The 17,418-nt window shown below is 70.0% G+C and carries 19 protein-coding genes, 3 tRNA genes and 1 other RNA gene; 7 read left to right on the top strand and 16 right to left on the bottom strand.

The annotated features are described in order from the left end of the window. Positions 1–181 precede the first annotated feature (181 nt). Positions 182–502: a YbaB/EbfC family nucleoid-associated protein gene (locus PIQ37_RS20365; RefSeq protein ID WP_160966219.1), complete on the bottom strand. Its 321-nt coding sequence runs from the start codon at positions 500–502 to the stop codon at positions 182–184. 6 nt (positions 503–508) lie between these two features. Beyond that, on the bottom strand, positions 509–2,389 hold the full coding sequence (gene dnaX / locus PIQ37_RS20360) for a DNA polymerase III subunit gamma/tau (RefSeq protein WP_342074860.1): 1,881 nt from the start codon (positions 2,387–2,389) through the stop codon (positions 509–511). 236 nt (positions 2,390–2,625) lie between these two features. On the opposite strand from dnaX, the gene PIQ37_RS20355 reads away from it, so the two are divergent. Next, a tRNA-Ser gene (locus tag PIQ37_RS20355) sits at positions 2,626–2,718 on the top strand. Positions 2,719–2,816: 98 nt separating this feature from the next. Beyond that, an RNA gene (ffs, locus tag PIQ37_RS20350) (signal recognition particle sRNA small type) lies at positions 2,817–2,913 on the top strand. Positions 2,914–3,122: 209 nt separating this feature from the next. Here ffs and PIQ37_RS20345 read toward each other — a convergent pair. The 7 genes from PIQ37_RS20345 to PIQ37_RS20315 are packed head-to-tail and all read right to left on the bottom strand — an operon-like array spanning position 3,123 to position 7,281. Further along, on the bottom strand, positions 3,123–3,569 hold the full coding sequence (locus PIQ37_RS20345) for a molybdenum cofactor biosynthesis protein MoaE (RefSeq protein WP_342074859.1): 447 nt from the start codon (positions 3,567–3,569) through the stop codon (positions 3,123–3,125). Positions 3,570–3,572: 3 nt separating this feature from the next. After that, positions 3,573–3,818, bottom strand: a complete 246-nt coding sequence (locus PIQ37_RS20340) for a MoaD/ThiS family protein (RefSeq protein ID WP_342074858.1) — start codon at positions 3,816–3,818, stop codon at positions 3,573–3,575. Next, positions 3,815–4,333 carry a cyclic pyranopterin monophosphate synthase MoaC gene (gene moaC / locus PIQ37_RS20335; protein ID WP_342074857.1) on the bottom strand — a complete coding sequence of 173 codons (519 nt, stop codon included), beginning with the start codon at positions 4,331–4,333 and terminating at the stop codon, positions 3,815–3,817. Before moaC ends, PIQ37_RS20340 begins: the two co-directional genes overlap by 4 nt. A gap of 31 nt (positions 4,334–4,364) precedes the next feature. Continuing rightward, positions 4,365–4,739 (bottom strand): nuclear transport factor 2 family protein, encoded by a 375-nt coding sequence (locus tag PIQ37_RS20330; RefSeq protein WP_342074856.1) that lies wholly within the window; start codon positions 4,737–4,739, stop codon positions 4,365–4,367. Positions 4,740–4,742: 3 nt separating this feature from the next. Next, entirely contained in the window at positions 4,743–5,777 is a 1,035-nt protein-coding gene (gene moaA / locus PIQ37_RS20325; RefSeq protein WP_342074855.1) for a GTP 3',8-cyclase MoaA, read from the bottom strand. Continuing rightward, positions 5,774–6,532: an MBL fold metallo-hydrolase gene (locus PIQ37_RS20320; RefSeq protein WP_342074854.1), complete on the bottom strand. Its 759-nt coding sequence runs from the start codon at positions 6,530–6,532 to the stop codon at positions 5,774–5,776. The genes moaA and PIQ37_RS20320 overlap by 4 nt, the downstream gene beginning before the upstream one ends. Then, positions 6,532–7,281 carry a 3-deoxy-D-manno-octulosonic acid kinase gene (locus tag PIQ37_RS20315; RefSeq protein ID WP_017914809.1) on the bottom strand — a complete coding sequence of 250 codons (750 nt, stop codon included), beginning with the start codon at positions 7,279–7,281 and terminating at the stop codon, positions 6,532–6,534. Before PIQ37_RS20315 ends, PIQ37_RS20320 begins: the two co-directional genes overlap by 1 nt. Before the next feature lie 20 nt (positions 7,282–7,301). Between PIQ37_RS20315 and PIQ37_RS20310 the strand changes: the two genes are divergently transcribed. Both PIQ37_RS20310 and PIQ37_RS20305 read left to right on the top strand, forming a co-directional pair. Continuing rightward, the gene (locus PIQ37_RS20310) at positions 7,302–8,351 is read left to right on the top strand and encodes a glycosyltransferase family 9 protein (protein WP_342074853.1); all 1,050 of its coding nucleotides are present in this window, start codon (positions 7,302–7,304) and stop codon (positions 8,349–8,351) included. 199 nt (positions 8,352–8,550) lie between these two features. After that, a complete protein-coding gene (locus PIQ37_RS20305) occupies positions 8,551–8,805 on the top strand; it encodes a DUF2798 domain-containing protein (protein ID WP_342074852.1) in 255 nt (84 codons plus the stop codon). Positions 8,806–8,852: 47 nt separating this feature from the next. On the opposite strand, the gene PIQ37_RS20300 is transcribed toward PIQ37_RS20305, so the two are convergent. After that, positions 8,853–9,257 carry a DUF6165 family protein gene (locus tag PIQ37_RS20300; RefSeq protein ID WP_342074851.1) on the bottom strand — a complete coding sequence of 135 codons (405 nt, stop codon included), beginning with the start codon at positions 9,255–9,257 and terminating at the stop codon, positions 8,853–8,855. Between the two features lie 288 nt (positions 9,258–9,545). Next, positions 9,546–9,636: transfer RNA gene (locus tag PIQ37_RS20295), tRNA-Ser, on the bottom strand. A 209-nt stretch (positions 9,637–9,845) separates the two neighbouring features. On the opposite strand from PIQ37_RS20295, the gene PIQ37_RS20290 reads away from it, so the two are divergent. Beyond that, positions 9,846–10,550: a PP2C family protein-serine/threonine phosphatase gene (locus PIQ37_RS20290; protein WP_017907821.1), complete on the top strand. Its 705-nt coding sequence runs from the start codon at positions 9,846–9,848 to the stop codon at positions 10,548–10,550. A gap of 198 nt (positions 10,551–10,748) precedes the next feature. Here PIQ37_RS20290 and dnaQ read toward each other — a convergent pair whose 3' ends face one another. The 3 genes from dnaQ to PIQ37_RS20275 are packed head-to-tail and all read right to left on the bottom strand — an operon-like array spanning position 10,749 to position 12,646. After that, positions 10,749–11,486, bottom strand: coding sequence for a DNA polymerase III subunit epsilon (dnaQ, locus tag PIQ37_RS20285; protein ID WP_342074850.1), 738 nt, complete (start codon positions 11,484–11,486; stop codon positions 10,749–10,751). Between the two features lie 29 nt (positions 11,487–11,515). Then, positions 11,516–11,974 carry a ribonuclease HI gene (rnhA, locus tag PIQ37_RS20280; RefSeq protein ID WP_017907823.1) on the bottom strand — a complete coding sequence of 153 codons (459 nt, stop codon included), beginning with the start codon at positions 11,972–11,974 and terminating at the stop codon, positions 11,516–11,518. A 12-nt stretch (positions 11,975–11,986) separates the two neighbouring features. Next, entirely contained in the window at positions 11,987–12,646 is a 660-nt protein-coding gene (locus PIQ37_RS20275; RefSeq protein ID WP_342074849.1) for a hypothetical protein, read from the bottom strand. An 11-nt stretch (positions 12,647–12,657) separates the two neighbouring features. On the opposite strand from PIQ37_RS20275, the gene gloB reads away from it, so the two are divergent. Both gloB and PIQ37_RS20265 read left to right on the top strand, forming a co-directional pair. After that, a complete protein-coding gene (gloB, locus tag PIQ37_RS20270; RefSeq protein WP_342074848.1) occupies positions 12,658–13,425 on the top strand; it encodes a hydroxyacylglutathione hydrolase in 768 nt (255 codons plus the stop codon). Further along, positions 13,422–14,633: a lytic transglycosylase domain-containing protein gene (locus PIQ37_RS20265; RefSeq protein WP_342074847.1), complete on the top strand. Its 1,212-nt coding sequence runs from the start codon at positions 13,422–13,424 to the stop codon at positions 14,631–14,633. The genes gloB and PIQ37_RS20265 overlap by 4 nt, the downstream gene beginning before the upstream one ends. Before the next feature lie 532 nt (positions 14,634–15,165). Here the strand turns inward: PIQ37_RS20265 and PIQ37_RS20260 are convergent. Together PIQ37_RS20260 and PIQ37_RS20255 are read right to left on the bottom strand one after the other, a co-directional pair. Then, complete coding sequence (locus PIQ37_RS20260) at positions 15,166–17,154, bottom strand: peptidylprolyl isomerase (RefSeq protein ID WP_342074846.1); 1,989 nt, start codon at positions 17,152–17,154, stop codon at positions 15,166–15,168. A gap of 187 nt (positions 17,155–17,341) precedes the next feature. Continuing rightward, a tRNA-Asp gene (locus PIQ37_RS20255) sits at positions 17,342–17,418 on the bottom strand.

Here is a 17,418-nt window from a genome sequence, read left to right as displayed (position 1 = left end):
AAAAAAACCCCCCGGTGCCCGGCTTTTTTTGTGTCGGCGGTGGCCCCCCCGGGGGGCAACCCCCCCACCCCCCCCGGGCGCCCCCCCCCGCTCCTACGCGGAGGAATTCACCGAAGCACGAGAAGCAGCGCACTCGCGAAAAGCCGCGAATCCCCACTCCCAAATCCCGAATCCCGGCCTCTCAGAACGGCAGCTTCATGCCCGGCGGGATCGGCATGCCGGCGGTGGCCGCGCCCATGCGCGCCTTGGATTCGGCATCGATCTTGTTGGAGGCGTCGTTGAAGGCGGCGGCGATCAGATCCTCGGCCATTTCCTGGTCGGCCAGGATGCTCGGATCGATCCGCACCTTGCGGCACTCCTTGGCGCCGGTCAGGGTCACGGTGACCATGCCGCCGCCGGCGCTGCCGGTGACTTCCAGCTGGGCCAGTTCTTCCTGGGCGCGCTGCAGGTTTTCCTGCATCTTCTGCGCCTGTTGCATCAGTTGGGCGATATTGCCGCGCATCGTGGTTCACTCATCGTAGGGACGGATGGAATCGGGAACGACCCGGGCGCCTTGCTGCTGGATCAGCGCCTGCACCGCCGGGTCGTTCATGAACGCGGTTTCGGCCGCGTTCTGGCGCTCGCCGCGTTGCCGGTGCGAGCGCTCATGCAGGGTTTCGGCATCGACCGCGATGCCGCTTTCGATGACGATCTTCGGCCGCTGCCCCAGCGCATCGGCCAGCGCCGCGGCCAGTTCGCCCAGCGAGCGCTCGGACTGCAGGTACTCGAAGCCCGGCGACAGCGACAGCCGCAGCACGCCCTCGGCATGACTGACGAAGGCGGCATTGGCGGCGAGCTGCCGCGAGGGTCCGCTCAGGCCGCAATCGGCGACCAGCTCCAGCCAGTCCTCGGCGCTGTGCAGCGCGCGCGGCGTATCGGACACGGCGGCGTGGGTGCGCGGCGGCGGCGCCAGCGGCGGCACCATCGCCATTTCCGGCTCGGCGGCCGCAGGCGTGGCCGCGGCCGGGACGACCGCGGGCACCGGCGTCGCGACGGGCGCGGACGGCGCTGGGCGTGCCGCCGGCGGTGCCGGCGGATCCCAGGGCGGATCCAGTGTGGGCGCCGCCGCACTGGGCGCAGCCGCCACGGGCGCAGAGGGAACCGGCGCCGGCGCAGCAGCGACAGCGACAGGCGCCACCGGGGCAGCGGCCGCCACCGCGACAGGTGCCGCCATCGCCGCTGCAGGCGCGCTGGCAGCGGCCGCCGCCGCATTGCCGTGCCCCTGCGTGGCCGCGCCGGTCGTCGTGCCGGCCGGCAGCGCCGTGGCGCCCATCGGCCGGAATGCCAGCATGCGCAGCAGCGCCATCTCGAAGCCGGCGCGCGGGCTCGGCGCCAGGTAGAGGTCGCGGCGCCCGTTCAGCGCCATCTGGTACCACAGCTGCACGATCTCCGGCCGCAGGCGCTCGGCCAGCGGCCCCGGGTCCAGGCCGTCCAGCGCGGGCATGGCCGCGCCAGGCACCAGTTGCCGCACCTGGATGCGGTGCAGGGCCTCGGCCAGCGCCTCCAGCACCCCGCCCCAGTCGGGCGAGAATTCGGCCAGGCCGGCCACCACCTGCAGCAGCCGTTGCCCGTCGGCATCGGCCAGCGCATCCAGCATCGCGCCGACCTGGGTACGGTCGACCATGCCGAGCATGGCCCGCACCACCTCGTCGCGCAGCGCACCGCCGGCGTAGGCGATGGCCTGGTCGAGCAGCGACAGGCCGTCGCGCAGGCTGCCGTCGGCGGCCTTGGCCAACTGCACGATCGCCGAGGCATCCACCTCGATCTGCTCGGCGGCCAGGATCTTGGTCATCTGCCCCTGGATCTGCTCCTCGTCCAGGCGCTTGAGGTTGAACTGCAGGCAGCGCGACAGCACCGTCACCGGCAGCTTCTGCGGGTCGGTGGTGGCGAGCAGGAACTTCACGTGCTCCGGCGGCTCTTCCAGGGTCTTCAGCAGCGCGTTGAACGCCGCCTTGGAGAGCATGTGCACTTCGTCGATCAGGTAGACCTTGAACTTGCCGCGCGAGGGCATGTACTGCGCGTTCTCGATCACCTCGCGCACGTCGTCCACGCCGGTGTTGGACGCGGCGTCGATCTCCAGCAGGTCGATGTAGCGGCCGGCGTCGATGTCCAGGCAGGCCGCGCACTGGCCGCAGGGATCGGCGCTGGTGCCCTGCTCGCAGTTCAGCGACTTGGCGAAGATGCGCGCGATGGTGGTCTTGCCGACGCCGCGGGTACCGGTGAACAGGAACGCATGGTGCACCCGGCCGCTGTCCAGCGCGTTGGTGAGCGCACGGACCACATGCTCCTGCCCCACCAGCTCGGCGAAACGCTTGGGGCGCCACTTGCGGGCGAGAACGAGATAGGACATCAGGCGACCGTCTTCATCTGAACCGCCATTGTGCCACGCCGGGCCACCGCGATCGTTCAGTCGCCCGGTCAGCCGCCATCACGCGCGCGCCGACCTTTGGCGCAGGGCTGCCTGCGACGATGAACAGGGCAAAGGTGACGCCGGTCAGCGCGGCAGCCGCGATTCGCCTTGTGAACGGCGGCCATGACGGCTAGAATTCCCGCCCTTGCCCGGACCACATGGCCCGCGCAAGACCCGGAGAGGTGTCCGAGTGGTTGAAGGAGCACGCCTGGAAAGTGTGTAAGCGTCTAAACCGCGCTTCGGGGGTTCGAATCCCCCTCTCTCCGCCAGATTCGAATGCGCTTCCCTCGCAGAGTTGCTTCGCCGTTGGCGTAAGACTCAAAGGGAAAGACCGCGCCACTGGCGCGGTTTCGTCTCTATGGTGGCCCCGTCGGCCCCTCGCGACGCTAGGTCGAAAACCCCGCCAGGGCCGGAAGGCAGCAACGGTATCGATCGACGCGGGCGCCGAGGTCAGCCGGCGGGGTTACCACCCCTCTACGACGACGAGCGATCAGCCTTGATTGTGTGCCACGGCTGCGCCTGCAGAAAGCAACCGCCATCCCGGCGCGTCATTCGTTCCGGCCGTGGCGACGGCACAGAAATCCGGACGGCGGCAGGCTATGCCTGGCGCGGTCAGCCGGCGGGGTTACCACCCTCCTCTACGAAGACAGCGATCAACGCAAAGCGCGCGCTGCTATCCGCGCGAAGGCGCCTGCGCCTCCGGATGCAGCCAGCCCGCATCGCCGTCGCGATAGCGTTCGCGCTTCCAGATCGGCACCCGTGCCTTGACCTCGTCGATGACGTAGCGGCAGGCGTCGAACGCGGCGCCACGGTGCGCAGCCACCACGCCGACCCACACCGCCAGGTCGCCGATCGCCAGTTCGCCGACGCGGTGCACGCAGCGCAGGTCGAGGATGGCGAAGCGAGCCAGGGCCTCGTCGACGATGCGTTGGCCTTCGGCCTCGGCCAGCGCGGCGTAGGCCTCGTAGTGCAGGCCGTCGACTGCGCGGCCGTCGTTGTGGTCGCGCACCCAGCCTTCGAAGCTGGCGTAGGCGCCGGCCTGGGCATGCGCCAGCGGGGCGCGCAGTGTGGCGATGTCGAGCGGTCGGTCGGCCAGCCGGAAACGCGGTTCGGTGGACATGGCTCAGCCTCCCGAAACCGGCGGAATGAACACCACTTCGCTGCCGTCGCGCACCGCCTCGTCCCAGCCGACGAAGGCGCCATCCACCGCCACCCGCAACCGCTCCAGCGGCCAGCGCAGGCCATGGCGGGCATCGAGTTCGGCGTACAGAGCACGCAGATCGGGCGCATCGGTGCGCACCTGCTCGCGATCCAGGCCCGCGGCCTCGCGCAGGCTGGCGAAGTACAGCACGGTCACCTCGGCGCTCATGCCACGCTCCCGACGTCGCGCTTGCCGCCACGCTTGCCGACCAGCCGCACCGGGCCGATGGTCATCGCATGGGTCAAGGCCTTGCACATGTCGTAGACGGTCAGCGCGGCGACGCTGGCGCCGGTCAGGGCCTCCATCTCCACGCCGGTGCGGTGCACGGTGCGCACCGTGCATTCGATGCCCAGCACCTGCGGCGAGCGCCAGTCGATGGCGAAGCGGCAGCCGTCGATCGGCAGCGGATGGCAGAACGGAATTAGTTCGTGGGTGCGCTTGACCGCCATGGTGCCGGCGATCACCGCGGTGTCGACGATGCCGCCCTTGGCGCTGCGCAACGCATCGGCGCGCAACTGCGCGGCCACGGCGGCGGGAAAACGCACCTGCGCCTGCGCCACCGCCACGCGTGCGGTAGCGGCCTTGGCGGAGACGTCGACCATGGTCGGCAATCCCTGCGGGTCCAGATGGGTCAGCGCCGGCGCGGCGGCGCGCGCGGACGTGGCGGAGGTCTTCTTGGTCATGGATTGCGCTGCCGCTCCCACGGCGCGATCTTCAAGCGCCGCCGGAGATCGGCGTGCCTTGGTGGAACAGCATGCGCCATTGGCCGTCGCGATACCGCCAAAGCGAACTGCGCAGTGCCTGTCGCGGCGGTTCGCCACCGCCGCTGCGCTCGCTGCGATAGCGCAGTTGCGCCAGCTCGGGAGCCAGCAGTTGCGCGTCGATGTCGAAGGTGCGGTAGCGGAAGTCACCCGACTCGGCCGGCAAGGCCTGCAGCACCGCCGGCTTGTCGAAGCGACGGCCGGAGGCGCCGAACTCGACGAAGGCATCGTCGAGCAGTTCGGCCACACGCGCCGCCGAGGCCCGCACCGCCGGTTCCAGCAATTCCAGTTCCAGCGCGACCAGCGCGCGTTGCACGGCGGCGTCCATCGCTCAACCGCCGATCAGGAACATTTCGACGTGCTTGCCGCGCGTGGCGGTCGCCGCGCCGCGCAGTTCGCTGTAGCGATCGTCGCGGCGCTCCCACAGCGCACGTACGCGCTCGGCCAGCGCCTCCTCGCCACCCGCCAGCGCCGGCCGCAAATCAGTGCCCTCGCCCGCGAACAGGCAGGTGTAGAGATGGCCATCGGCGGACACGCGGGCGCGGTGGCAATCGCCGCAGAACGGCGTACTGACCGAGGTGACGAAGCCGATCTCGCCGCCGCCGTCGGCGAAGGCGTAGCGCGCGGCGACCTCGCCCGGGTAGTGCGGCGCCAGCGCCTGCAGCGGCCAGCGCGCGGCGATGCGGTCGCGCAGTTCGGCGGCCGGCACCACCCGCTCGCGGCGCCAGGCGTTGCAGGTACCGACGTCCATGTATTCGATGAAGCGCAGCACATGGCCGCTGCCGCGGAAATGCGCCAGCAACGGCAGCACCTGGTCGTCGTTGATGCCGCGCTGGACCACGCAGTTGAGCTTGACCGGCCCCAGCCCGGCCGCGACCGCCGCGTCGATGCCCTCCAGCACCTGCGCGATCTCGCCGCGGTCGCCGGACAGCTTCCGGAACACCGCCGGCTCGATCGCATCCAGGCTGACCGTGACCCGACGCAGGCCGGCCTCGCGCAAGGCCTGCGCGTGCCGCGCCAGCAGCGCCCCGTTGGTGGTCATGGCCAGATCGTCCACACCGGGAATGCGCGCCAGCCGCCGCACCAGTTCGGGCAGATCGCGGCGCAGCAGCGGTTCGCCGCCGGTCAGGCGCAGCTTGTTGACGCCGTTGCGCACGAAGGCGCGGGCCAGGGTCTCCAGTTGCGCGAACGACAGCCGCGATGCGGCGTCGAAGCCGTAGTCGTCCGGCACCTTGTCGGCCGGCATGCAGTAGCCGCAGCGGAAGTTGCAGGCCTCGATCACCGACAGGCGCAGGTCGCGCAACGGCCGCCCGCGCCGGTCCGCCGGCGTCGTCGACGCGAGCGGCGGGCGCGGCAGCGCGTTCATCCCGCCGGCACCTGCGGCGCGCGCGGCGCGGCCAGCGTCACGCATTCGCCCGGGCGCGCCACGCGGTGGCCGCGGGCGCGCAGGGCCTCGGCATCCTCGGCGCTGGCGTAGTGGTAGAGCATGATTCGTTGCAGCAGCTCTGCGGGGTACTCCCGCTCCAGGTCGTCCACGCCAGTATGCGACGGGTTGCCGTGAAGACCGCAGTCGTGGGCCACCAGTTCGCCGTCGTCGGCATACCGGTTCAGCATTTCCGGGATCGGCCGGGTGTCCCCGCTCCACACCAGCGCGCCCTGCAGGCGCAGGCCGTAGGCCGTCTCCGGCCAGTGGTGACGCACCGGAAACACCTCCAGGCGCACGCCCTCGTGCCAGAACGCATCGCCCACCGCGATCAGCTGGAACGCATCCCAGAAGTTGGCGCCGCCCTCGGCCAGCACGTTCGGATAATCGGCCACGCGGCGATGCAGCAGCGGCAGTACCGTGGCCGGCACGTACAACCGCGGCTTGCCGCGGCGCTCGGAAAAATAGCTGTCCACGAACAGCCGCTCGAAGCCGGCGACGTGGTCCAGATGCACATGGGTGACGAACAGCGCCTGCGGCATTGCGCCGTAGTGCGCCTGATAGGCGGTCAGCCCCTCGCCGCCGCAGTCGATGGTCAGCCATGGCCGGCCATCGCGCTCGATGGTGGCCATCGGCGAGCCAAGCGACACCGCCGAGGCATTGCCCACGCCCTGGAAACGCAGCGCCCAGTCCGTCATCAGCAGCCGCGCTCCCAGGCCAGGTCGTAGGCGCGGCGCAGGCGCGCGTAGTCCTTCTCCACCGCATCGACGCTGCGCTCGCCGCGCAGTTTCAGCAGCGAACGGCGCAGCCGCTTGAGGTTGCGCTCGCGCCAGCGGGTGGCGGGAATGCGCAGCACGCCGCGGTCGAAGTCGATCAGCCAGCCGCGGCCGTTGCCATCGAACAGGATGTTCTGCGCATTGAGGTCGGCGTGGTCGAGCCCGGCGCGATGGAAGCGCGCGATCAGCCGCCCCGCCTCCTCCCACGGCGCGCCGCGACCGGCCAGATGTGCGCGCTCGGCCAGCGAGCGCACGCCCTCCAGCCGCTCCATCAGGATCGCCGCGCGGTAGCGCAGCCCCTGGCGCAGATAGCAGGCCGCCAATGGCCGCGGCACCGGCAGCTTGCGCGCGATCAGCGCGCGCATCAGCCGGAACTCGGCGAAGCTGCGGGTGCGGTCGGCGCCGGTCCACAGGTAGCGGTCGCGGACCAGCTTGGCGACCAGCCCACCGCGGCGGTACTGGCGCAGCACGCAACTGCCGAACGGGGCATCGACGAACCAGGCGCCGCCACGGCCGCCGGCATCCACCGGGCGTGCGCGTTCGCCCCAGGCGGCGGCGGAGAACAGCGCCGGTTCGGCTTGCCGCAGCCGTTCGCGGTCGAACAGAATGGCCCCGTATCCGCGGCCCTCGCGGTACGGCGTCAGTGCTTCGGTGGCGTCGAATGCAACCATCCAGCGAGTCTAACAACACCATGCCGGCAACGCTCCCTTCGCTGTGCCTGTTGCGCCTGTCGGCGCTGGGGGACGTGACCCACGTGGTGCCGCTGGTGCGGACCCTGCAGCGCGCCTGGCCGCAGGCACCGGCGTTGCACTGGATCATCGACAAGGCCGGGCACAAGCTGCTGGATGGCCTGCCGGGCGTGGTCTTCCACCCCTACGACAAGCGCAGTGGTCTGGCCGGCATGCGCGCCCTGCGCCGCGCCCTGCCGGCGCAGGGCTTCGACGCGCTGCTGCAGATGCAGGTGGCGTTGCGCGCCAACGTGCTGTCGGCGTTCGTGCCGGCGCGCCGCCGTATCGGCTACGACCGCAGCCGCTCCAAGGATCTGCACGGTCTGTTCGTCAACGAGCGCATCCCCGACCGCCCCGGCATCCACGTGCTGGAGGCGATCGGCAGCTTCTGCGAGCCGCTGGGGCTGCGCCAGACCGAGGTGCGCTGGGACCTGCCGGTGCCGGAGGACGCCCATGCCTGGGCACGCGCGCAATGGCCCGACGACGGCCGCCCGGCGCTGCTGATCTCGCCCTGCTCCAGCCACCAGCGCCGCAACTGGTATGCCGAGCGCTACGCCGCGGTGGCCGACCATGCCGCCGCGCAAGGCTGGCGGGTGGTGCTGTGCGGCGGCCGCAGCGACCTCGAGCGCAGCACCGCCGACGCCATCGTCGCGGCGGCGCGCACGCCGGTGCTCGACCTGGTCGGCCGCGACACGCTCAAACAACTGCCGGCGCTGCTGCAGCGCGCGGCGCTGGTGCTGACTCCGGACTCTGGACCCATGCACATCGCCAACGCGATGGGCACCAAGGTGCTGGGCCTGCATGCGGCCAGCAACCCGCGCCGCAGCGGCCCGTATTCGGACATCCGCTACTGCGTGGACAAGTACGACGACGCCGCGCGCAAGTACCTGGGCAAGCCGGCCGCGCAGTTGAAGTGGGGCAGCAAGATCGAGTTCGACGGGGTGATGGAACTCATCGCGGTGGACGATGCGATCGCCGCATTCGAGCGCTATCGCGCCGACCACGGCCACTGAGCCCGGTTGCGGCGCGCGCGGCGCCGCTCTACCATCGCCGCGCGTCCTGCCGCCGACCCGGCCCGCAGGAGCCGCCGTAAGCGTTTACGTCAATCAACGCGCCAACTGCGCCGGATCCGTCCGGGGCTGTTTCCCGTCCGGGCCTGGCAGGCCGCTGGCGGGTGGCGCCTTCGATCGACCGGCTTACGGAGAGTCCGCAATGTCACGTTCCCCGCTGTTTTCCCGCAAGCTGTCCCCGCGCCATGCCGCCTGGGTGACCCCGCTGCTGCTGTCGGTGCTGATGACCTGCATCGTCTCGATGATCAGCACCCTGCGCAGCGTCGGGCTGGCCCCCGGCGTCGGCACGCTCTGGCTCGGTGCCTGGGCGCTGTCCTGGCTGGTGGCCTTCCCCACCCTGCTGCTGGTGCTGCCGCTGGTGCGACGCCTGACTGGCCTGGTGGTCGCACGCGACTGAGGTGCGGCGCGTTCCGGGAGACGGCAACGCCTCCCGGAACTCTGCCCTCACGCTGAGGCGTTGCGGTAGTCCTGATAGGACTTTTCTTCCACGTAGCTGGAGCCCAGGGCCAGGTTGATCTCTTTCTTGAGCCGCGCGCGCTCGTCGTTTTCGTAGTACACGCTGCGCGCCAGCTTGATGAACTCCTCGTCGAAGGCCTGCGCCTTCTCCTTGATCCGGATCTCGTCCTCGATCACCCACAGGCGCTCGTTGACCGCCTTCAGGTCCGCGCGCAGGCGCGCCACGTCGCCGCCGGCGGCCGGATGCGCCATCCAGGTCTTTTCCAGCGCCGACAGTTCGGCACGCACATTGGCCAGCTTGCCCGGATCTTCGATGCGCTCGGACTTGATCTGCAGGATGGCGATCTTGTCGAGCAATTCGCCGAAGGACACGGGCACCAGGATTTCGGACATGGAAGACACCACAAGCAGAAGTCGGAAGGAAGTGTAGCGGCCAGGCCTTAAGGCGACGTCGGCACGGCGTCGCGGCCACCCAAAAACAAAAGGCCCCTGACGGGGCCTGATGCGAAACTGGCGGGAAGGGGGGGGGGGATGCACTCGGTGCATGCTGCACCTCGCCCTGCGGGCGGCTGCGCCGTGCGCATCGGCTGTCGCCGATGGGTCGAACCCGCGGGGCTTCTCCCCCCCACTCCTGCACCGATCACACTCTGCGACCGCTGGAGGGTGCACGCGCGATGAAACTGGCGGGAAGGGGGGGATTCGAACCCCCGAGGCGCTATAAACGCCTGCCTGATTTCGAGTCAGGTACATTCAACCACTCTGCCACCTTCCCGGGTGGTCCCCGGCGGACCGGGGGCGTGCATCATACGGTCCCCGCCGCGCGCGGACAAGCGGCCTGGCGCGGAGGCCCCGCAAGCGCCCCGGCGGCGTGGGGCGATGAACCCCGCCTGCTGCGTGCCGCGCGCGGCGATTGCCTGATCCGCGCGCGACCGCGATGATGCCCATCGACCCCAGAAAACACCGGCCGGCCGCAGGCGCGCAATGATCGAATTCGGACACCTCACCCACGTCGGCCTGCGCCGCGACCTCAACGAGGACACCTACTACGGCGACCACGAACTGGGGCTGTGGCTGGTGGCAGACGGCATGGGCGGCCACGCCTGCGGCGAGGTCGCCAGCGCCCTGGCGCGCGAGGCCATCGTGCGCGAAGTGCGCGGCGGCACCGCGCTGGCGCAGGCCATCCGCATCGCCGACGAGGAGATCATCCGCGCCTCGCAGCGCCGCAACGACACCCTGCCGATGGGCACCACGGTGGTGGCGGCGCGGGTGCAGGGCAACCGCTTCGAGGTGGCCTGGGTCGGCGACAGCCGCGCCTATCTGTGGCGCGACGGCAAGCTGGCCCAGCTCAGCCAGGACCACAGCTATGTGCAGGAACTGATCGCGCAGGGCGCGCTCACCGCCGAGCAGGCGCGCGCGCATCCGCACCGCAACGTGGTCACCCAGGCGCTGGGCGTCACCGATCCGCAGCACCTGAACGTGGCGACGATGACCGGCGAGCTGCGCCCGGGCATGCGCCTGCTGCTGTGCAGCGACGGGCTCACCGAGGAAGTGGACGATGCCGGCCTGGCCAACGCGCTGGGCCACGACGATTGCAGCGCGCAGGAATGCGTGGACATGCTGGTCGCCGCCGCGCTCGACGAAGGCGGCTCGGACAACATCACCGCGATCCTGGTGCGCTGCCACTGAGGACGGTGCGGCGCTGGCGCCGTTCCCGTCCGCGCAAACCACTTCAGGGCACCGCCGCGCACTTGCATTCTTCACGCTCAAGCCGGCCAGGCTGCCCTGTAGGAGCGGCTTCAGCCGCGATGGGGCGTTCCCGGTAAAGCCCCATCGCGGCTGAAGCCGCTCCTACGACATAGGCCCCATCGTCTTTCGAGGCGCCCCTCAGCCGGCCACCGCTTCCGCCGCGACCGGTTCGGCGTCGTCCCACAGCGCGCGGCCGGCCTTCTTGCGCAGCTTCTCCAGCCGCGCGTGGTGCGCTTCCAGCTCCGACGCGGTCGGCAACACCCGCGGCCGCGGCAGCAGCATCGTCATGTCGAACGCCGGCCCCTGCGCGGCCGCATGCCCGGCGCCGTCCTCGGCCAGAGCGAAACCGATCTCCTCCTGACCGGAGGTCAGCGCGATGTACACGTCGCTGAGGATCTGCGCATCGAGCAGCGCGCCGTGCAGTTGCCGGTGCGAGTTGTCCACGCCCAGTCGCTTGCACAGCGCGTCCAGCGAATTGCGCTGGCCGGGGAAGCGCTCGCGCGCCAGCAGCAGGGTGTCGATCACCGTGGCGCGGTCGAGAATGCGGCCGTAGGACTCACCCAGCCGCGACAGTTCGTAGTCCAGGAAGCCCAGATCGAACGAGGCGTTGTGGATGATCAGTTCGGCGCCGTCGATGAACTCCAGGAATTCGTCGACCACCTCGTGGAATTCCGGCTTGTCGGCGAGAAAGTCCAGGGTCAGGCCGGTGACTTCCTGCGCGCCCGGTTCGAAATCGCAGTCCGGGCGCAGGTAGCGGTGGAAGTTGCGCCCGCTGGGGCGGCGTTCGAGCAGCTCCACCGCGCCGATTTCGACGACGCGGTTGCCCTTCTTCCATTCCAGGCCGGTGGTTTCGGTATCGAGGATGATCTGACGCATGGGACTCGCAGCGGAAAAGGAAGACAAGATCAGGTCGCGACCGCGGCGCCGCCGGCGCGCACGTGCAGGGCCTGGTTGCGCGCCAGCTGGTCGACCCGCTCGTTGTCCGGATCGCCGTTATGGCCCTTGACCCAGCGCCAGTCGATCGTATGCCGCTGCGCGGCCGCATGCAGCCGTTCCCACAGGTCGCGGTTCTTGACCGGATCGCCGCCGGCGGTCTTCCACTGCCGGCGCACCCAGCCCGGCATCCATTCGGTGATGCCCTGGCGCACGTACTGCGAGTCGGTGTGCAGCACGATCTGGCACGGCTCGTTGAGCGTCTCCAGCGCCATGATCGCGGCCATCAGCTCCATGCGGTTGTTGGTGGTGTGCGCCTCGGCGCCGGCCACCTCGCGCTCCAGTCCCTTGTAGCGCAGCAGCGCGGCCCAGCCGCCGGGGCCGGGATTGCCGAGGCAGGCGCCATCGGTATGGATGTCGACAGTCTTCATGAAACTCCGTGTTCAGATGGAAGCGACCGAGCCGCGCCAGCGGACCGGCGCGCGCAGCGGAATGGGGCCGATGCCGGCGGCGGTGCGTTTTTCCGCCTGCAGCAGGCAGACCGCGCGCAGCGGCGCGGTGGAGGTGGCCGGGCCGACGCCGCCGCGGGTCGGCCACACCGGCCCGAGATAGCGCAGTTGCTCCACGCACGGCAGGCCGACCTGTTCCAGCAGGCCGCGCCAGCTGCCCGGCGGACGCGCCACTAGGCCCTGGCGGCGCCAGCGCAGGCGGTACGGGCTCACCGCATTGAGCGCGAACAGCCACAGCCGCCCGCCCGGCATCAGGGTGCGCTCGCATTCCTCCAGCAACGCCGCGGCATCGGCGGCGAGCACGTGCTGCAGGACGATCGCGTTGACGCTTTCCGACGGCAGCGGCAGTGGCAGCGTGCACACCAGGTCGCCAGCGTAGCCGCAGGCGCTGCGGTGCAGGCGCACGCCCCGCCCCGGCAGCTCGCGCCCGGGGGGCGGTAGCGGCACCGGCGCCAGCCACAGCCAGGGCTGCGCGGGGCGCTTGAGCAGGGCGTCGAGGATCAGCGGCTGCTCGGCCTGCAGCAGCGCCTGCGCCCCGGCAGTATCAAACCAGGATGAGACGTTGGCTTGACGAGGGAGCGACACGGCAGGCATGGTGCAATTCTATGCGACTGATCGCCCTGCCCGCATTCCAGGATAACTACATCTGGGCGATCGCCACGGATGACGGGCGTGCGTTGCTGGTCGACCCCGGCCAGGCCGAGCCGGTGCTGGAGGCTGCGGCACAAGGGCTACAGCCCGCCGCCATCCTGCTCACCCATCACCACGACGACCATATCGGTGGCGTCGCCGCCTTGCGCGAACGCTGGCCGGATCTGCCGGTGTATGCGCCGGACGACCCGCGCATTGCCGGATTCGCGTGCGAGCGGGTCGGCGATGGCGACGTCGTGAAGGTGCTGGACTGGCAGTTCGATACCCTGGCCGTCCCCGGCCATACCCGCTCACACCTGGCCTACGTCGGCGAGGGCCACCTGTTCAGCGGCGATACGCTGTTCAGCCTGGGCTGTGGGCGCATGTTCGAAGGTACGCCCTCCCAGATGTTGGGTTCGCTGCAGCGCCTGTCCGCCCTCCCGGGGCAGACGCTGGTCTGCTGCGGACACGAATACACCTTGGCCAATGCGGCATTCGCCGTCACGGTCGATCCCACCAACGCTGCCCTGCGGCAGCGCCATCAGGAAGCCCAGGCCATGCGTCACGCTGCCCGCCCCACCGTTCCCGTCACCCTCGCCAGCGAACTGGCGACCAATCCGTTCCTGCGCACCGCTTCGGCGGCCATCCAGCAGGCGATCGGCGCCCGGCTCGGCCGGGGGGTGTCCGACGAAGTGGAAGTCTTCGCCGAATTGAGGCGCTGGAAAGACGATTTCCGCGCATGAGGGCGCTGGCGTTGACGGCGGCGCTGACGCTGGCGATAGCGTCGGCGGCGCCCCCCGCGGCGGCCTCAACCCCGCTTGCGGCGGCACTGGAACAGACCGTGGCTGGCCTGAACGGCCTGCCGACGGACGCGGCGGCACTGCCGCCGCCGACCACCCGTAACGGGCACGACATCCTCGCCCGCTTCCGCGACGGCCTGGCCGATGCGCGCTGCGACGCCGGCGCCACCGATGCGCGCTGGCAGCAGCAGTTCTCGCGCGCCCCGTCGCGCCTGGCCGACGAGGACGAGGACGTGCTGCCGCTGTTCGGCTACGTGGTCGACGAACTGCGTGCGGCCAACCTGCCGACCGAATTCGCGCTGATCCCGTTCGTGGAGAGCGGCTACCGCCCGGCGGCGCGCAACAGCAGCGGCCCCGCAGGCCTGTGGCAGTTCATCCCCGGTACCGCGCGCAACCACGATGTCCCCCTGGAGAACGGCTACGACGGGCGCCTGTCCGCGGTGGACTCCACCCGCGCCGCGGTGCGCTATCTGAAGACCCTGCACGGCATGTTCGGCGGCGACTGGCGCCTGGCGATCATGGCCTACAACGCCGGCGAGTACCGCGTGCTGCAGTCGATGCGCCGCGCCGGCATGAACGCGCAGAACGCGCAGCCGGACAAGCTGCCCGGGCTGTCCTCGGTCACCTACGCCTACGTCGAGAAACTGCATGCGCTGGCCTGCGTGCTGGAACAGGCGCAGACCCGCGACGAATGGATGGCCTCGCTGGACCGCGACGTGCCGATCCTGCAGGCGCAGACCCTGCCCGCCGGCATGGCACTGGACGAATGGGCACGGCGCCAGGCGCTGCAGGGCAATCAGCTCGCGCGACTGAACCCGGCCCTGGGCAGTGGCCGCAGCACCAAGCGGGCGCTGCCGGTGCTGGCGCCGCGCAGTCTGGGCGGCCCCGTACTGGCCCAGGACACCGCGCCGCCGGCGCAGGACGACGCCCCGGTCGTCGCCACCGTGGCCAGCGCCGACGACACTCCCGCGCCGAACCGTGCCGCACGCGCCGGCGCACGCTCCCGCCACACCCACACCGTGCGCGACGGCGACACCGCCTGGAACATCGCCAAGCGCTACGGCATCACCGTGCAGGCACTTCTGATGAAGAACGGCCTGTCCGCGCGCAGCGTGCTGCGCCCCGGCATGGTGCTGAGCTACGAGGACTGATCGCGCTCCCGCCGCGGCGGGACGAGGTCCGATCCATGCTGCAACGTCCGCGGATGTGCAGCCACGCGCGGGGATGACCACCCGTTTCCCCGCGCCCACGGCCAGCATGAGCGCCTGCAAGGCAGGCCTATCACGGCATCCAGCACCGACGACAACCGCGTGCATTGCCCCTAATCCGGCGTGAACAAGATTCTGGCCCGGCGCGCAATGCCGGTGGTGCCGACGGCGTTACACAACATGTGGACCAGCATGTGGAGCACGTGCGACGCGCGGCTACGGCAGCAGTGATGCCTCGATCGCAACCGCGCACAGCGCCTCGTGCCAGGCGAAGGCGACGGCGTGACGCGCTTGCCACCCCTTCGCCACCACCAAGCCTGCCGGCGACCACAAGCGCATGCCTGCACTTGCCGCGCCTCTCCCCACGGCGACGCGCGCACGTCGATCAGCCACGCACACGTCGATGCCCCTGAAACGCAACAGGCCCGGCAATGCCGGGCCTGTTGCGTGCCGCTTTGCGCTGTCGAAGCAGCGGTTACAGCTGCGATTCCTGCACGCTGATCTTGAAGTGCTTGCGCATCGCATCGACGTAGGCCTTGGCATCGGCCTCGCCCTCGATCCGCGCCAGCTGCTGCTGGAACATCGTCTGCTGCTCGGCCGGCACCTTGCTCAGGTCGCCCGGCGTCACCTTGGTGACCGCAAACAGCGCATAGCGCTTGCCCACGGTACCCGGCGCCGCAGGCAGCTCGACCTTGCCCACCGACGGCTTGCCGTCGGCCGGCTGCGGCGCGCTGAAGATCGCCTGGCTGGCCTGCGCGCTCGGCATCGGCACGTTGCGCGGCAGACCCGGCATCGGGTTGATCTGCAGCTTTTCCGGGCCGGCCAGGGCCTGCAGGGTCTCGCCCTTGCGCAAACGCTCCAACAGCGCATCGGCCTTGGCAGCGGCCGCCTTGGCGGTGCGGTCGGCATGCACTGCGGCCACGACCTGCTCGTGCACCTTGGCCAGCGGCTGGATCTGCTCCGGCTGGTGCTGGGTCACGCGGATCAGCACGCTGTGGTTCGGCCCCAGGTTAATCGGGTCGCTGACCGTGCCGTCCTGCACCAGGGTGTCGGAGAACGCGGCGCGCAGCACCGCCGGCTGTGCGGCGATGCCACTGGCGGTGGCGCGCGAGAACGGCCCCAGCGTCTGCACCGGCAGGCCAACTTCCTTCGCCGCCGACGCCAGCGCGGTCGGATTCTTGTAGACCAGATCCACCAGCTTGCCGCTCAACTCGCTGAAGGCCTTCTCGCTGTCGGCCTTCAACTGCTCGCTGGCGAGCTGGTCGCGCACCTGCTCGAACGACTTGCCTTCGCCGCCCTTGACCTGGCGCAGCTGGATCACGTGATAGCCGAACTCGCTCTTGATCGGGCCGACGATCTCGCCGGGCTTCATCGCGAACAGCGCGTCCTCGAACGGCTTCACCATCACGCCCTTCTCCACCCAGCCCAGATCGCCGCCGGCGTTCTTGGAACCGGGATCATCGGAGTTGGCGCGGGCCAGCGCAGCGAAGTCGGCGCCGGGCTGCTTGGCTTCGGCCGCCAGCTTGGCCGCCTTGGCCTCGGCCGCCTTCTGCGAGGCCGCGTCCTTGCCGGCGCTGATCAGGATGTGCGAAGCCAGCCGCTGATCGGGCTCGACGAAGCGCGCCTTCTCGTCGTCGTAGCGCTTGCGCAGCGTCGCCTCGTCGGCCGGCTTGACCGGCGGCAGGCTGGCCGCATTGAGGTCGACGTACTCGATCGTGACGGTTTCCGGCTGCTTGAAGTCCGACTTGTGCGAGTCGTACCACTGCTGCACCTGCGCGTCGCTGACCGGCGCGGTGTCGGCCGGCATTTCCGGCAACAGCGCCATCTCCACGTCGCGGGTCTCGCCCAGCATCTTCAGCAGGCGCTCGGTCTCCGGCTTGGTGGCGAACGCCGATTCCGCGATGCCGGAAGGAATCACCGACTGCTGCAGCGCATCGCGCACCAGTTGCTGGAACATGGTCGGCGTACGCGGCGGCGTGCCCGAGGCCAGCGCAAGGCGGTAACGCTCCGGATCGAACTTGCCGTCGTTCTGGAACGCGGGCATGGAGCTGATGTAATCGCGCACCGCGGCATCGCCGATGACCACGCCGGCGCGTTCGGCCGACAGCTTCGCCACCTGTTCGTCGATCAGCTGATCGAGCAGCTTGCGCTTGTTGTCGATGCTTTCGAACGCGCGCGGATCGAAATCCTCGCCCTGCTGTTCGCGCGCCTGGATGCGCGCCTGCTCGAAGCGGGTACGGAACTGCTCCGTGCTCACTTCGTGATGCTGCCACAGCAGCGACACCGGCCACCACGACGGTGCCGACGACCACCACGACGGCGGTGCCTGCACCTTGGCGACGTTGTTGGCACCGACGCCACCGAGGTAGCTGTTGTCGATGACGAACAGGAACGGAATCATCAACAGACCGATGATCGCGGTGGCGATCCAGCCCGAGGTCTTTTCGCGAAGTTTCTGCAGCATTGGGAACCGACGGCCTATTGGCGAGCCGCGCAGTTTAACCCGCTTCACGCCTTGCGGCAGAACCGGCGGCCCGGCAACCCGCGCCGCCCATGCGTCAAGGCGGCGAATCCGGAGCGCATCGAGGACCAAAACCAGCGCACGGCGGAAAAAAAGAAACCCCCGATCGCTCGGGGGTTTCGCGTACAAATGGCGGAGTGGACGGGACTCGAACCCGCGACCTCCGGCGTGACAGGCCAGCATTCTAACCGACTGAACTACCACTCC

It is taken from the genome of Xanthomonas protegens, assembly GCF_038442435.1.
GTDB classification, from domain to species: domain Bacteria; phylum Pseudomonadota; class Gammaproteobacteria; order Xanthomonadales; family Xanthomonadaceae; genus Xanthomonas_A; species Xanthomonas_A sontii.
This window is presented reverse-complemented; position numbering and strand designations above follow the sequence as displayed.